General features: G+C 55.5%; 19 protein-coding genes. 13 read left to right on the forward strand and 6 right to left on the reverse strand.

Going from position 1 to position 14,945, the window contains the following annotated elements; all coding sequences use genetic code 11:
• Positions 1-3: 3 nt before the first annotated feature.
• The 8 genes from EUZ85_RS00110 (at position 4) to EUZ85_RS00145 (ending at position 8,508) form a co-directional block, all read left to right on the forward strand.
• Positions 4-645 (forward strand): precorrin-8X methylmutase, encoded by a 642-nt coding sequence (locus EUZ85_RS00110; protein WP_127973926.1) that lies wholly within the window; start codon positions 4-6, stop codon positions 643-645.
• Positions 645-1,916 (forward strand): precorrin-6y C5,15-methyltransferase (decarboxylating) subunit CbiE, encoded by a 1,272-nt coding sequence (cbiE, locus tag EUZ85_RS00115; RefSeq protein ID WP_241566911.1) that lies wholly within the window; start codon positions 645-647, stop codon positions 1,914-1,916. The genes EUZ85_RS00110 and cbiE overlap by 1 nt, the downstream gene beginning before the upstream one ends.
• The gene (gene cobI / locus EUZ85_RS00120) at positions 1,913-2,635 is read left to right on the forward strand and encodes a precorrin-2 C(20)-methyltransferase (RefSeq protein WP_127973927.1); all 723 of its coding nucleotides are present in this window, start codon (positions 1,913-1,915) and stop codon (positions 2,633-2,635) included. Before cbiE ends, cobI begins: the two co-directional genes overlap by 4 nt.
• Complete coding sequence (locus tag EUZ85_RS00125) at positions 2,632-3,408, forward strand: cobalamin biosynthesis protein (RefSeq protein WP_127973928.1); 777 nt, start codon at positions 2,632-2,634, stop codon at positions 3,406-3,408. Before cobI ends, EUZ85_RS00125 begins: the two co-directional genes overlap by 4 nt.
• Positions 3,405-4,214, forward strand: a complete 810-nt coding sequence (gene cobJ / locus EUZ85_RS00130; RefSeq protein WP_127973929.1) for a precorrin-3B C(17)-methyltransferase — start codon at positions 3,405-3,407, stop codon at positions 4,212-4,214. The genes EUZ85_RS00125 and cobJ overlap by 4 nt, the downstream gene beginning before the upstream one ends.
• Complete coding sequence (gene cobM / locus EUZ85_RS00135) at positions 4,211-5,005, forward strand: precorrin-4 C(11)-methyltransferase (RefSeq protein ID WP_127973930.1); 795 nt, start codon at positions 4,211-4,213, stop codon at positions 5,003-5,005. The genes cobJ and cobM overlap by 4 nt, the downstream gene beginning before the upstream one ends.
• Positions 5,006-5,936: 931 nt before the next feature.
• Positions 5,937-7,388, forward strand: coding sequence for a hypothetical protein (locus EUZ85_RS00140; protein WP_127973931.1), 1,452 nt, complete (start codon positions 5,937-5,939; stop codon positions 7,386-7,388).
• A 250-nt stretch (positions 7,389-7,638) separates the two neighbouring features.
• A complete protein-coding gene (locus EUZ85_RS00145) occupies positions 7,639-8,508 on the forward strand; it encodes a cytochrome c (RefSeq protein ID WP_127973932.1) in 870 nt (289 codons plus the stop codon).
• 27 nt (positions 8,509-8,535) lie between these two features.
• Here EUZ85_RS00145 and EUZ85_RS00150 read toward each other — a convergent pair whose 3' ends face one another.
• The 3 genes from EUZ85_RS00150 to EUZ85_RS00160 form a co-directional block, all read right to left on the reverse strand.
• Entirely contained in the window at positions 8,536-8,937 is a 402-nt protein-coding gene (locus EUZ85_RS00150; RefSeq protein WP_127973933.1) for a GNAT family N-acetyltransferase, read from the reverse strand.
• A 45-nt stretch (positions 8,938-8,982) separates the two neighbouring features.
• The gene (locus tag EUZ85_RS00155) at positions 8,983-9,510 is read right to left on the reverse strand and encodes a MerR family transcriptional regulator (RefSeq protein WP_127973934.1); all 528 of its coding nucleotides are present in this window, start codon (positions 9,508-9,510) and stop codon (positions 8,983-8,985) included.
• Positions 9,511-9,580: 70 nt separating this feature from the next.
• On the reverse strand, positions 9,581-9,763 hold the full coding sequence (locus tag EUZ85_RS00160; RefSeq protein ID WP_127973935.1) for a hypothetical protein: 183 nt from the start codon (positions 9,761-9,763) through the stop codon (positions 9,581-9,583).
• Between the two features lie 151 nt (positions 9,764-9,914).
• Between EUZ85_RS00160 and EUZ85_RS00165 the strand changes: the two genes are divergently transcribed.
• Positions 9,915-10,532: a LysE family translocator gene (locus EUZ85_RS00165; protein WP_241566912.1), complete on the forward strand. Its 618-nt coding sequence runs from the start codon at positions 9,915-9,917 to the stop codon at positions 10,530-10,532.
• 30 nt (positions 10,533-10,562) lie between these two features.
• Here the strand turns inward: EUZ85_RS00165 and EUZ85_RS00170 are convergent, their stop codons facing one another.
• Complete coding sequence (locus EUZ85_RS00170; protein WP_127973936.1) at positions 10,563-10,985, reverse strand: DUF2195 family protein; 423 nt, start codon at positions 10,983-10,985, stop codon at positions 10,563-10,565.
• Positions 10,986-11,018: 33 nt separating this feature from the next.
• Positions 11,019-11,588, reverse strand: coding sequence for a DUF2778 domain-containing protein (locus EUZ85_RS00175; protein WP_127973937.1), 570 nt, complete (start codon positions 11,586-11,588; stop codon positions 11,019-11,021).
• 270 nt (positions 11,589-11,858) lie between these two features.
• Between EUZ85_RS00175 and EUZ85_RS00180 the strand changes: the two genes are divergently transcribed.
• Together EUZ85_RS00180 and EUZ85_RS00185 are read left to right on the forward strand one after the other, a co-directional pair.
• A complete protein-coding gene (locus EUZ85_RS00180) occupies positions 11,859-12,518 on the forward strand; it encodes a glutathione S-transferase family protein (RefSeq protein ID WP_127973938.1) in 660 nt (219 codons plus the stop codon).
• A gap of 218 nt (positions 12,519-12,736) precedes the next feature.
• Positions 12,737-13,483 (forward strand): fibro-slime domain-containing protein, encoded by a 747-nt coding sequence (locus EUZ85_RS00185; RefSeq protein WP_127973939.1) that lies wholly within the window; start codon positions 12,737-12,739, stop codon positions 13,481-13,483.
• Positions 13,484-13,615: 132 nt separating this feature from the next.
• On the opposite strand, the gene EUZ85_RS00190 is transcribed toward EUZ85_RS00185, so the two are convergent.
• Positions 13,616-13,831 (reverse strand): cold shock domain-containing protein, encoded by a 216-nt coding sequence (locus EUZ85_RS00190; protein ID WP_127973940.1) that lies wholly within the window; start codon positions 13,829-13,831, stop codon positions 13,616-13,618.
• A gap of 272 nt (positions 13,832-14,103) precedes the next feature.
• On the opposite strand from EUZ85_RS00190, the gene EUZ85_RS00195 reads away from it, so the two are divergent.
• Together EUZ85_RS00195 and EUZ85_RS00200 are read left to right on the forward strand one after the other, a co-directional pair.
• Positions 14,104-14,475 (forward strand): VOC family protein, encoded by a 372-nt coding sequence (locus EUZ85_RS00195; RefSeq protein WP_127973941.1) that lies wholly within the window; start codon positions 14,104-14,106, stop codon positions 14,473-14,475.
• 9 nt (positions 14,476-14,484) lie between these two features.
• The gene (locus EUZ85_RS00200) at positions 14,485-14,937 is read left to right on the forward strand and encodes a YqaA family protein (RefSeq protein ID WP_127973942.1); all 453 of its coding nucleotides are present in this window, start codon (positions 14,485-14,487) and stop codon (positions 14,935-14,937) included.
• The last annotated feature ends 8 nt before the right edge of the window (positions 14,938-14,945 follow it).

Genomic DNA, 14,945 nt, shown 5'->3' on the forward strand with positions numbered 1-14,945 from the left:
GCTATGCACTTCGACTACGAAAAAGATCCTCTGGCTATTGAGCAGGAAAGTTTCCGTCAGATTCGTGAGCTGACTGACCTGACCTCACTGACTCAGGACGAAGCCCAGGTGGCGATGCGTCTGATCCACAGTTGCGGCGATCCGCAGATCATGACGCAACTGCGCTTTACGTCAGGGGCGGTGGACGCCGGACTCGCCGCTATTCGCGCTGGCGCGCCGGTGTTATGCGATGTGGAAATGGTCCGTCACGGCCTCACCAAACGCATGTTGGAAACACCCGCCCACTGCTTTTTGAATGCGCCGGAAACGCCGGATTTGGCCAAGGCTCGTGGCGAAACCCGCTGCATGGCGGCGTTGGAGTTATGGCGTCCTCTGCTGGCGGATAGCGTCGTGCTGATCGGCAACGCGCCTACCGCCTTGTTCCGCTTGCTGGAAATGGTGCGCGACGGCGCTCCCAGACCGGCGCTGGTCATCGGCATGCCGGTGGGCTTTGTGGGCGCGGCGGAATCGAAGGACGCGCTCTGGCGTCACTGCGGCGAACTTGGTTTGCAAGCGATCGTTTTACTGGGTCGACAGGGCGGCAGCGCCCTCACTGCCTCCGCCTTCAACGCGTTATTGCGCATCAGCCGGGGAATCTATTTCTGATGCATCAGTCCGCCTTGCACCACCCTTTGGTGCATGTCATCAGCCTGGGAGTGGGCGAACGCGCGCTGTTAAGCGACCCGGCCCAGGATGCCTTGCGTCGCGCCGATCTAATCATTGGCTCGGAGCGACAGTTGCACACCGTGGCCAGCTACCCGTCCCAAGGCCGCACTGCGCCGCTGCCTTCGCCCTTCAGCAGATTGCAGGAACTGTTAAGCCGCGATAGCGGACAGGAAATTGTGCTGCTGGCGTCCGGCGACGCCCTGTTTTTCGGCGTCGGCAACTGGCTCAACCGCAATTTCCCGCCATCGCAACTGCGCTTCTATCCGCAGATTTCCAGCGTCCAGGCCGCCTGTCATGAGGTGGGACTGGATGAACATGACATGCAGGTGATCAGTCTGCACGGTCGCCCTTTCGCCAGCCTGCGCGCCCAGCTGCGCAACCGCCGCCGCTATGCGCTGCTGACGGACCAGCACAGTCATCCTCAGGCGATCGCCCAGGCCTTGCAGGCATGGGGGATGCGGGATTCGACGCTGTGGGTGTGCGAGCAACTGGGCTACCCCGAACAACGCATTCGCAAGTTTTCCGTTGCGGAACTGCTCGCTTCACCACCGGACGTCCACGCCCTGCATGTGACGCTGTTGCAGACTGCCGGGCCAGGCGGCGTCCTGCCTGAATTTCCCGGCATGGCGGACCAGGATTTCCATACTGACGGCGAGCCCGGCAAAGGCATGCTCAGCAAGCGTGAAGTGCGTCTGTGCATCCTGTCTTTGCTACAGCCTTGCGCTGAGGATATCGGCTGGGACGTCGGCGCCGGTTGCGGCGGCGTGGCGGTGGAGTGGGCGCGCTGGAATCCGCGGGGACAGGTGTACGCCATCGAGCGCCACGAAGAGCGCTTGCGCCAGTTGCAGCGCAACCGCGAACATTTCGGCGTCGTGCGCAACCTGCACGTGGTCGCGGGCCGGGCGCCGGACGCATTGGCGGACCTGCCCCGCCCCAGCGTCGTGTTTATCGGCGGCAGCGACGGCGAGATGGATACGCTGCTGCGCCACTGCTGGGAACAACTTCCCCCTGGCGGACGCCTGGTGGCCAGCGCGGTCACCGAGGACAGCAAAAGCCGCCTGCAACAGTTTCAGGCGCACATACAGGACGGCGACGCCGAATGGACGCAGATCGCCGTCAGCCGAGGGGAAACCTTGGCGGGACAATTATTGATGCGGCCGCAATTGCCGGTCACGTTGGTCAAGTTCAGCAAACGGACATTTTCTTCATGACGACACCCATTTCCACCGGCGTGTTTTTCGGCGTCGGCGTCGGTCCTGGCGATCCGGAGCTGCTGACGCTGAAAGCCGTACGCCGTCTGCAGCAGGCGGATGCGCTCGCATACATCGTCAATAGCGACGGCCATTCCCTGGCCAAGCAAATCGCATCGCCACATCTGCGCACTGAGGCGCAAACGCAACTGCCGATTCGCATCGAAATGTGCAGTGATCGACGTCAGGCGGAGCAGGCTTATGATGAAGCCGCCGCCAGCATCGCCCGCTTGCTGGATCAGGGGCAGGATTTGGCGTTTCTGTGCGAAGGCGACCCGCTGTTTTACGGCTCTTTCGCCTATCTGCTGGCGCGCCTCGCGCCAAAGTATCCCTGCGTCGCCATCCCCGGGATCAGTTCGCCCCAGGCCGCCTCCGCCGTCACCTTGTTGCCTCTGGCGTTGCAGCATGAAAATCTGGCGGTGATCAGCGCCCGTTGCCCGGATGCGGAACTGCTCGACGCGCTGTCCCGCTTCGATAATCTGGCGATTCTCAAAGGCGGACGCAAACGCAGCCGCGTACTGGAACTGATCGCCGCCACCGGCCGCACGAGAGATGCCGTGTATCTGGAGCACCTGACTCAGACGCAGCAGCGCGTCGTGCGCGACGTGACTACGCTTGATGACGAGCCCGGCCCTTACTTCTCCCTGTTTCTGGTATGTCGCCGCAAGGGAACGTCATGACGGCGATAATCGCCCTGACCCCGGCCGGTCGCGCCCTGGCGGAGCGATTGCAGGTCCTGTCGCCCACGCCAATGGCGCTGCATTACAAGCCCACTCCCTTTCAGGAAACGGCGCAGAGCCTGTTTCAGCAGGGCGAGCCGCTGATTTTTATCTGCGCCGCCGGCATTGTGGTGCGCACGCTCGCGCCTGTATTGCAGGACAAATATCGGGACCCACCGGTGCTGGTGCTGGATGAAGGTGGACGCTTCGTCATTCCATTGCTTTCCGGCCATGAAGGCGGCGCCAACGAATGGGGACGCCAGATCGCGGAACGCCTCAATGCCCAACTGGTCTTGACCACCGCGCAGCCCTATCTGGAGCCGGTGTACACGCTGGGCATGGGCTGTGAGCGGCATTGTCCGCTGGAGGCGCTGGAAGAGTTGGCGGATCAATGTCTCGCCCAGGTGGGACTGATCTCATCGCAGATTCAAACTCTCGCCTCCATTGATATCAAAGCGGATGAAGTCGGCCTGATCGAACTCGCCCGCCGCCGCAACTGGACCTATCAGACCTGGAGTCCCGCGCACTTGTCCGCGTTCGAGGGACAATTGACGCAGAAGTCCGACATCGTATTCAGGGAAACCGGCGTTTACGGGGTGGCGGAAGCCGCCGCCCTAGCCTCCGCCGCCCAATTGAGCGGCGCGCCCGCCGAGCTGGCTTTACCCAAACACAAGAACCGACGCGCCACGTGCGCAGTCGCCCGCAGCTATTTACCGCGCAAGACAGAAACATGAAACGACTTTACGTACTGGGCTCCGGTCCGGGTTCGGAATTGATGATCACCCCCCAGGTGGAGCAGGCCATCGCCGCCAGCAGCGATCTGGTGGCTTATGGCCTGTATCTGGAATTACTGGGTGAGCGCACCCGGGATAAAACGTTGCACGACCTGCCTCTGGGCGAGGAAATCGAGCGCGCCCGGCTGGCGCTGAATCTGGCCGCCGCCGGCAAGCCCACGGCGCTGATCTCCAGTGGAGACATCGGCATTTTCGCCATGGCGACCCTGGTGTTCGAGCTGCTGGAGCGTCAGCTCAGCGGCGCCGAAACAGGAGCGGACGATCATGACTGGCGTCAGGTCGACATTCAGGTCATGCCCGGCGTCAGCGCCATGCAGGCCGCCGCCGCCAGCATGGGCGCCGCGCTGGGTCATGACTTCTGCGCGGTGTCCCTGTCCGATCTGCTGACGCCCTGGGAAACCATAGAAACCCGCATTCGCGCCGTGGCGGCGGCGGATTTCGTTATCGCCTTCTACAACCCGGTATCCCGCAAGCGCCGCTGGCAGTTGGCCCGCGCCAAGGAACTCTTGATGCAGCGGCGTCCCGCCGACACGCCGGTGATATTGGGGCGCAACCTGACCCGTCAGGACGAGCGCGTCAGCGTCTGTACGCTGGCGGAGCTGGATGTGGAGCAAGTGGATATGCTGACCCTGGTGCTGGTGGGCAGCAGCGCCACCCGCTGCTTCCAAAATGGCGACAAACAGTGGGTGTATACGCCGCGAGGCTACGCCCGCAAGCTCACCCAACCAGAGAGCGTCGCGTCATGACCGTCTATTTTATCGGCGCCGGCCCCGGCGATCCTGATCTGCTGACCATCAAGGGACAGCGCCTCATTCAACGTTGCCCGGTCATTCTCTACGCCGGCTCGCTGGTGCCGGAGGAAATCCTGGCGCAGGCGGACCCTGCGGCGGAAATCACTGACACCGCGCCTCTGAATCTGGATGAAATTCTACAACTGATCGTCGACGCACATGCGCGAGGGCTGGACGTGGCGCGGATTCATTCCGGCGATCCATCCATCTATGGCGCTATCGGCGAACAGATTCGTCGCCTGCAAGCGCTGGCGATTCCGTTTGACGTCATTCCCGGCGTCACTTCCACCAGCGCCGCCGCCGCGTTGCTGGGCAAGGAGCTGACCTTATCCGGCGTCTCCCAGACCGTCATCCTGACCCGCTACGCAGGCAAAACCCCCATGCCCGAGCGGGAGAATCTCGTCTCCCTGGCGCAACATGGCGCGACACTGGCGATACATCTGGGCGTCACCCGCCTGCATCAGATTGTCGAGGACCTGACGCCACATTACGGCGCAGACTGTCCCGTCGCCGTCTGTTATCGGGTGGGCTGGCCGGATCAGCAGCATATCCTGGGCACGCTCGCGGATATCGTGGAGCAAGTGCGCGCCGCCAAAATCACCCGTACGGCGCTGATTCTGGTGGGAAGGGTGCTGGCCAGCGAGGATTTCAATGAGTCCTATCTCTACGACGCCGCGCAGGCCCACATTTATCGGCCCAAAGTGAAACCGGAAACGCCGCGGAAAGTGCGCCGTACTCAAGCGTAGAATACAGTGGCGGCCTGGTCAGACGGAGAATATGTCCGTCTGGCGACGCCGCTACTTCTAGCGGTTAAAAAAAGCGACTTCCTTTAGGAAAAACGAAACATTCATCGCCACTCTCCAAACAGACTTGAAACCCACCGCCACAATGTGACAAGCATCACATTTGTACATTAAACATATATAACTAATTCATCCCTGATCTCGCCTTCGTGAAAGTCTATTCTCACATTCAATTTCTCATTCTTTCTTTAGGCTTCTGGTCAGACAAAGAATGGACCACGCCAAGCATTTTCAGCCATCACGAAAAATGGACATAAATACAAAAATAATTTAATAACAGCAACTTAATAAGAAATACAACTTTTAAATAAGAAACATCTAATTAAATAAAAAGTTAATTAGTCAGGTATATTTCATTAGTACGACAAGAACCAAACACCCTTTAAAGGTCTAACCCATAAGACCAAGCAACAATTACTTATAAGTCTCTTACCCGCCTATATTCAACGGATTTAAGAAACAGGTGTATAAATACCTAGTTCTCCAGCCAAAACAAGTTTGCTACCTTCGAAACAACGACGGATTAGTCCCGCGACAGATAACTGAACTCTATGTTTTTCCTTAATAAATACTTAGGAAAACCAACGGTGTTGGATCACAGCGTTTTGTCGCAGCAAAGGAACTGAACCGCCGGACGGTATGCGGAAGTCCGCATCGCTCTGGTAATCCAATCTCATGCCGAACAGAGCGGGAGTTCTTCGCCATACCGGACCGCGCCCAGCCGCAAAGTGTAGTCGGTCCAGCAGTTATTGATCAGTCTTGAGCGTCAGGTACGGTTGATTCGAGCGTCTTGAAAATTAGCGCCTTTAACCGGGGTCCCCTCCCCGGCGGGCGAGTTATCGCGCATTCAGCATTAAATAAGGAGAACTAAATAATGCCTAGCGATTTAATTTCGTACGACGAATGGATGAAGCGGACTGCAGCCACGGGCAAGCCACGCAGTCGCCTCCTTAAACAGCTGGACAGCCACATCAAATCCTACGAGATGTTCGGCGGCGGCGCCGAAAGATGGTATCTGAATCAGAAACTGGAAGAGTGGAAGAAGAGCAAGGGTCCCAACGGCGAATGGCGTAACAGCGTGCGCAACCGACACGGCGCCATCGAAGAGCTCAGTAAAAAAATGGCCGGACAAGGCCCTGAGCTGAACGACCTCAAAAAGGTCTATCAACGCGATCTGGACCACGCCCGTTTGGGAGCCGTCTACCTCTGGTCTCACACACATTTGCACGACACGCTGATCAGCGCCTTCGCCGCAGGAGCCATCAATATCGCCTCCGCCGGCATGCGCATGCACTCGGAAATCCTCACGTCCCACGGCCACACCGCAGCGGCCCAGAGTCTGACCAGCAAACGTGTGAACATGGGCTACGTCATGCTCCCTGGACAGAAGATCATCGAAGCGGTGGAAGGGTCCGGATACCTGGCGGAGACCGGCGCCAGTCGTAATGTGTTCATGAAAGCCCTGCACTGGATCGAAGACTATTGCCGCAAACTGATTGATGCATTGAAGTCCAAGTTCAAGGATAAGGTATCGCTGTCCATGACCGCCATCAAAACGGTCATCAAGGCGATTGTCGTGAAGTTCGCCTCCTCCGCCGCCCCTTACGTGGCGGGCAGTATGGACGTATTCAAAGGCCTGGTGAACACCACCGATCACGCCGTCACAGCGGTCACCACCTGGTGGCGCGGACGTGGCGTGAATGTGCTGGAAGGTCATCCCCAGGTGATTTGCGGCGCCCTGCGCATGCAGATGTGCAAAGGCATGGGCGCGGGTCTTTACGATGCGCTCAAAGGCGCGTTTTCCGCCTCCACGTTTATCATCGGCGGCATTACCGGCGCGGTGATGAATCTGGTGTTCACCTGTCTGGAAACCGTCACGCTGTTCATCTTGCGTTTGCGTGAAATCGCCCATATCCGCCACTTCTGCAAAGAGGCGCGCTCACACTGGAATGTTTACATCGGCTCGGGCAAAACCCGCGGCGTGCATCAGAACCCCATCCGCTTCAAGGACTGGTTCGAAGGCTATGTGGACAAGTCCGCCTTGATCGCCGCCTTCACGCTGAACAGCGGCATTTGCGGCGACAAGATGCACTTCCTGAATATGTTCCGCGATAACGGCTATGTGATTTCTCAGTATGAGTTTGACCGTGGCGTGAAGTACGTGGATACGTTGAAAACCTTCGCGGCGGAATACATTGGCAAGCAGAGTTATCTGTTCCACTCCAGCGACAAAATGGTCAATGGGTTGCTGGATAACGCCAAGAACTTCAATAACGGCGAGCATGGCAAGTTCCGGGAAATCCTGCTGAAAGTCGCTAACGCCTGACGCTCATCAGGTCGGCCCCAGCGCCGGCCTTTATCCACCGCCCGGTTCGTAATCAGGCTGCGAAATCACGCCTCGACACAGCCAGATTATCGCCTGCCAACGCCTTCCCCTGCACAGACTTTTTCATCTTGTTTATCAGCCTGTTAACGAGTAATTTTAGCTCTGCGCCGGCGCCTTCGGGTCGGTCCTGCTGTGTCCGCCGCGCAACCTCAAGTTCAGGAAGCATAATTAAATAATAATAGGATCAAGTATGAACAAATCATTTTTGCCGATAATTCTGGGCGTATTGCTGGCCGCGCTGCATTCGCTGAGTTACGCCAGGAGCGAAGCGGGGTTCACCATCCGCGCCGGGGATAAGGAGGCGCACTGGAGCAAAAGCCAGTTACTGAACCATCCCGCCAGACAAGTGCTCAATATCCCCCTTCTCAATTATCCCGACCAAGACTTCCCCATTAACGCCGTTCCCATCTCCGTGCTGCTGCAAGACATAGACCTGACCGACGCCTCCGTACTCATTTTCACCTGCCTCGACGGCTATTCTGGCGTGCTGGAGAAGAAGTACCTGCTCAATGACAATCCTGACGCCGCCCGCGCCTATCTGGCGATTGAGCCCGATGATAAGAAGTGGCCGCCATTACCCAAGGGCGCGAACACGTCCAAACAAAGCGCCGGGCCTTTCTATCTGGTGTGGAGCAACCCGGAGAAGTCCGCTATTCCACCTGAATTCTGGCCCTATCAATTGAGTTCGCTGGACGTGGAGGACGACTTCGCACGCATCTTCCCGGCGCTTCTGCCTTCCGGACATCTCGCCGCCAACGATCCTGCGCGCAAAGGCTTTCAGGTATACAAAGCGCGCTGCATGCACTGCCATCAGATCAATGGCCAAGGCGCGGCGAAACTGGGACCGGACCTGAACCAGCCGATGAATCCAACAGAGTATTTCAATGAAACGGCGCTCAAGCAGTTCATCAAAGACCCCACCTCCGTGCGCAAGTGGTCCGATATGAAAATGGTATGGGTGAAAGACAACATCTGGGAAGACGAGGAAATCGACGATCTCATCGCCTACCTGAAGCATATGGCGGCAAGAAAACCGGATATGAAACAGGCCTCTAACTGAGGCCCAAGATTATCCAGCGTAGACAGGCTAACGTCCTTTGACGATATACATGCCTTCGCTGCCGGGACGGGTCAGCTTGAAACCAAAGCGGGTGTAGAGTTCCGGCACATCCGCCATCAGCGTGATGTAAGCCCCGTCCGGGGCTTCCCGTTGCAAGTACGCCATGATGCTTTCCATCACTTTACTCCCAAGACCTCTGCCTTGATGAGCGGGGTCCACAGCGACGTCGACAATCTCAAAGTTCAGCGCCCCATCGCCAACCACCCGCCCCATGCCGACGCAGGTTTCCTGCAGCATCACGCATACGCCGAACAAACTGCGCGGCAGCCCTTTCACCGCCGCCTCTCGGGGTCTTGGACTCAAACCGGAGATTTGACGTAATCGCATGAAGTCATCCACTTCCGCCACTTTCTCAACTACTTCGTACATGCAACTTCCTTACAGATTCCTTTTAAGTTTCGAACAACGTCGGACTTATCCTCCATTGCGCGACCAATGCCGAATCGTTTTGATTTCTTCCGCCGGGATTCCCAAAGATTCCAGAAAATCCTGATGCGCTTCCGGCGACATGGATTCAAACTCTACATGCCATTGCCGCATGGCCGCTTCGTCCAGTCCTACCGCCGCCAGCATGGCGACCCAGCCCTGCTTGTCGATAATACGGGACTTCTTACGCCCTCGCTCGCTCTTCAGTATACTGGCGATCACTTGCTGCTGAGCGCGCAAACGCTGTATTTCCCGGTTGATCGACTGCAGGCGCTGTTCAAGAATGTCCTGCACGCCATCATGGGGTTGCGCCAGCACGTCGGCAATATTCTCCAGCGGCAATCCCGCTTCGCGATAAAACGCGATTTTCTCCATTCTGCTGAAATCCGCCTCGGAATACAGACGATAATTGGCCTCGCTCCGGGCGCTGGGACTCAGTAGTCCGATTGAGTCGTAATACAGCAACGTGCTGCGCGATACGCCAAATTTACGCGCCATCTGACCAATGGTGTACATCCATCCGCCTCATTGTTTTATCGTTCAGTAAAGCGGTCATAACGACCGCTTTGTGTTTCTTGTCAGGATTCTACAGGGCCCGGATGCGAGTTATTTCCTCCGCGGAAATCCCCAGCCATTCCAGCAGACTTTGGTGCGCCTCCGGATACCGGGCTTCGAACTCCCGATGCCAACGCCGCATCGCGTCTTCATCCAGCCCCGCCGCCCGCAGAACTTCCACCCATTGCGCTTTATTCATCACAGTATCGCTCATGATTCATCTCCCGATAGTTCAGTGAAAAACGTACAGCTGCGCAGCCGACGAAAGCTACTTTGAGGTATGAAGTTATAGACAGGTCAAGGGAGGAGTCGGTTATTCTTTTCCAGAGCTCATTTTTCGTCGCCAGCAGAGAGGATTAAATCTTGTGGAGGCACTCAACGCGCTCAGTCTTTGTCTCATCATGCTCGCCCTGGCGGCGATTCCCAGCTCCAGCGTGGCGCTGGTGGTCGCCCGTTCATCCGTGTCCGGCTTTGCTCATGGCGCCGCGGTGACGGCAGGCGTGGTGTGTGGTGATTTGATATTCGTCTGTCTGGCGATTCTGGGTATGACTACCCTGGCGGACACATTGGGAGGGCTTTTTCTGATCATCCGTTATCTCGCGGGCACGTATCTGATCTGGTTTGGACTCAGCCTGATCCGCTCGCGATCCACCCTCACCCTTAGATTTACAGCGCCTGCAAAATCTCGTCTGGCGACCAGTTTCAGCGCAGGTTTGCTGCTAACGCTGGGGGATGTTAAAGCCATCCTGTTTTACTCAAGCCTGTTCCCTGTCTTCGTGGACATGTCGTCACTGACCGCGCCAGACATAACCACCATCATAGCGATCACCGTCCTTGCCGTAGGCAGTGTAAAGCTTCTCTACGCCCTCTTGGCGCAAAAGATAGCCGCCAGATTTATTAACAGCCCCATGGCGAATGCGGCAAAAACCGTAGCAGGCGGTGCACTTGTGGGGACTGGGGCTTATTTGATTGTGAAAGGATGACTCCCCAGGATTACGCACGCCTAATGCAAATCACAGTGCAGGTCGACAGCTGATTCGAACTGAAACATGCCCTTTAAACTCATAATCAGGCTCAGTTGAGATAATAAAGCTTAAATATTTCTCCTCGATTAGCGCCGTGTTTTTAAATGCCCGTATCAGTTCATTCTCAATCTTGACGCCATCCACCTCAAACTCATCCATCACCTGATAGTTAATAAGCGCACTCATACAGGTACAGGAGGCGATGCTGTCATGCAGCGTGACATCCGCAAGCAGTGTTATGCGGTCACCGTCTTCTTGAATCTGCGCCGGCTTAAGTTCAAGACACGCCTCCAATTTATTCGAAAACTGGAACCGTTCAATGGAGAGATCCGCCCGATGCCCATTGGCCTGACAAGCTCCCATGTTACCTATGGACATGAATAGAAAAATTATTCGTATGTATTTACTCATTATCCTTTCTCCAATGCGGCCCTGTTAATGCTATCAGGGAAGAGCCTTGGTTCCTCCATAGGTTGAAGTATAAGCATACGCAATTTTTAGCTTCATACTCTCTTTAAAACCTTTTGATGCGTACTTTTTTAAACGAGTAAAGAACCGTGTTTCCACTTCAATGCAGCCATGCGAGAAACCTTTGACTGAGTCATGTAAGTAGAAGCCTCCTCGAAAAATAGGAGCGCAAGCGGCTTTAGTTGCACTATCTGCAGGCTCAAACCTAACTCTATGCAATCCCCAATTTGCCACATAAGGCTCGCAATCCAAGTAAGGTGTTTTCGCCGCTGCCCCTCTTGGTATGCTTTGGATCTTCCATGATGGTTGGAGAGCACAAGTTTTGGGGTCAATACTTGCCGGAGATGAGTCCATCCATAACTTCAGGGTATAAATCCCGGGAGGCACGGGTCCATGTTCTTCAATGCAAACATGAGCGGTTGATTGAAAGTTACCAATACTAGGATGGTTCATTCCTGAAGTAGCTTTATAGCTCTCAGGCGCGCCGCCATCGCCCGGGTCCTTCCAATGCAATTGCTTACCATCGTACAAAAGTAACTCAGCCATGAGGACCTCAGTAAAGACTTATCTTAGATAACTTCTGGAACCAATTCTAACCATGGATAATAGAAAGGTTCGATCATCCAATTGCACGATAACAGTACAATTTTTTCTGCATGAAGTTCTTTTGTCTATTAAGAGAAATAATTTTCTCAGGAGTATAGATCTCGCCATAAAACCACTGTCGATTCCAGCTAAGCTCAAACGACAAGGATTTACACTTCGCCGAATTCTTACGGCGGTTTGAGCTACACGTTTATCACTAAGGAATCGATTATGTCTCTCCAGCTTTACGCACACCCTTTTTCTTCTTACTGCCAGAAAGTGTTAACCGCGCTTTACGAAAACCAGACGCCGTTTGAGTTTTGTCTGGTCGCCCATGACGACGCCGACGCCTGGCGACGGCTTGAAGCGCTTTGGACGATGAAGCAGTTCCCTGTGTTAGTGGATCAGGGGAAAACGGTGGTGGAGTCGAGTGTGATCATTGAGCATCTGGATCTGTATTATCCGGGGCCTGCGTCATTAATACCCAAAGATCCCAAAGCCGCCCTGCCCGTGCGCATGATGGATCGCTTTTTCGATCACTATGTCATGACGCCCATGCAGAAGCTGGTGTATGACCACATGCGGGAAGAAGGCGCTCACGATCGACAAGGTGTCGCGGAGGCTAAGCAAAAGCTGGATAAGGCGTATGCGTGGCTGAATGCCACCCTGGAAGGAGGTGAATGGGCGGCGGGGGATACGTTCACCCTGGCGGATTGCGCCGCGGCGCCCGCTCTTTTTTACGCTGATTGGACATATGCAATTCCGCCCGAACACACCAGTTTGATTGCATACAGACAGCGTCTGCTGGCGCGTCCTTCCTTCGCCAGAGCCGTGGAGGAAGCCCGTCCCTATCGCAAAAACTTCCCTCTCGGCGCGCCGGACCGAGACTAAAAAGCGTTATCCACCCAGCACTTACAGAATTGAATAGTAAAGTGGCGAAGAGAGTCGAAATATTTTACAACTCGTCTCATTCCGCCTCACGCCCATATGTAACAGTCCATTGGATTTACACCTGTTTAGGCTTTTCGGCCTAGTTTGTGCTGTATCCCGCTTCGTTGACGGAAGTCAGCAACATTGATGTTGATAAATGACAGAAAGGAGATAAAGGCATGAAGCCGAGTAAGTATCCCACCCTTATCGCAGCCACTCTGGCGCTTTCTCTAAGCGGAGCTGCACAAGCCTATCTGCTGACCGGAACCATTTACGATCACGTCGCCTCTGAAGCCGACTTCGAAGACGCCATCAGCGGTCTTTCACGAGGTATGCTGGCTTCCACGCTGGGCTCAGACGGACTACCTGATTACATTGGAACTGGCGGCTACGGCGGTGTGCAAAGCGCAGCGAGCTTCGATAACTGGTGGAGCGATTCCCATGGCTCTAAATCCGTGGAATTGAATCTGGCGGACAACGGAAGCGGCATGTATTCGTACAGCGATTCCACATTCTTCCCTATCGACGGCGAGTTGTCCGGCAATGAAGGACGCAGCCACAACTATCACTTCGCCATGCACCTGGAAGGCAAAACCTCCTTCAAAGAGATGGATATGTTTGACTTCACTGGTGATGACGACCTGTGGGTGTTTATCAACGGCAAACTGGTGATGGATCTGGGCGGCGTGCACGGCCCGGCCAATGGCCATTTCTCCGGTTCGGACTTGCTGGGCCTGGGCCTGTTGGAAGATACCGTTTACGACCTCGACATCTTTTTCGCTGAGCGCCACACCACTCAGTCCAACTTCAATATCACCACCAGCCTGCGTATTGAGCCGCCGACGCCTGTCAGCGAATCTTCCGTGCTGGCGTTGTTCATGACTGGTCTGCTGGGACTGGGCATGCGGAGATGCTTCCGCAAGTAAATGTGAGCTTATTCTTGCTTTCACTTTAATGCGCATCTTGGTGGATTAATCAGTGAAAGCCAGATACGACAAGGGGGAGCGTCAGGCACCCCCTTTCTTTATCCGGGCGAAGATAGAAGTTAAGCGGCTGACTTACTCCGAGCTGCTAACCTCCTGCGCGAAGAGGCCCTTGGATGAATGCTGCACTTCGTACTCCACATGACTGCCTGCGCGCAGCGTTTTATAGCCGTCTTTTCTGATGGCGCTGTAATGTACAAACACATCGCCTTCGGCGCTTTCAATGAAACCGTATCCCTTTGCGTTATTAAACCATTTCACCATGCCGGTAGTTCTTTCTCCTGACTGCATGATCTCTCCCTTTCCATGTTTAACTATGCGGCCTTGGTCGCGCGTGCTTCCTTAGCCTTATTCCTGATTTCACTGCGGGAGGCGCAGAGGCCTTTCCCGCGCAACTCTGTCGCCGGCCCTTCCCGGTCCGAACGACGATTAGGAGATCGATTATACTCCCTTCCACAAAATTGGTAAGAGCCAGAATTCTTTTGTCTCCAAAAGATTGACTCACCGATTTCACAAATCCAGCATATAGATTCTGAAAATTCTTAAAACGGGATATTTTTCGGATGATCAGCCATATCGACCATATTGTTCTCACCGTTGCGGACATTGAGCGTTCCGTTGCGTTTTATCAGCGCGTCCTGCAGATGGAGCCTGTCACCTTCGCCGCGGGACGCCGCGCATTGAAATTCGGCATGCAGAAAATCAACCTGCAGACCCTGGGACAGGAAACCCGCAATCGCGCGGGCGTCGGCTCCGGAGACTTGTGCCTGATTACCCAGTGGAAACTGGAAGACGTCATCGCCCACCTGCAAGCGGAGCAGGTCGAAATATTGGAAGGCCCGGTCACCAAGAGTGGCGCCATGGGCGCGATTACTTCCGTCTATTTCAACGATCCGGACCTTAATCTGGTCGAAGTCAGCGTGTACTCCCAATAGGCGCGAGTGGTGGAAGCTTACTTCAGCCTGTTTTTCATCGCCTTTCTGGCGGCGACGCTGGTGCCCGCCTACTCCGAAATCATGCTCGCCGGCCTACTCGCCACTGGCCACGATCCAGCCTTGTTGTGGGTGTTCGCCACGGTCGGCAATACCCTTGGCTCCGTCGTTAATTGGGTGTTGGGACGTTATCTTCTGCACTTCAAAGACCGACGCTGGTTTCCTTTCAAGGAGAAAAATCTGGGCCCCGCGCAGCGTTGGTTTCAACGTTATGGCGTGTGGTCCCTGCTCATGGCATGGGCTCCGTTATTCGGCGACGCGTTAACCTTTATCGCCGGCCTCATGCGCATACGTCTGCCCATCTTTGTTTTCCTCACCTTCGCCGGCAAAGGGGCGCGCTACGCCATCATCGTGGGCCTGTTCGATCAGTTCGGCGCCTACTTCCAGAGCACAAACTGGTTCTGAAGCGAGAC

The organism is Hahella sp. KA22 (assembly GCF_004135205.1).
Classification (GTDB): Bacteria; Pseudomonadota; Gammaproteobacteria; order Pseudomonadales; family Oleiphilaceae; genus Hahella.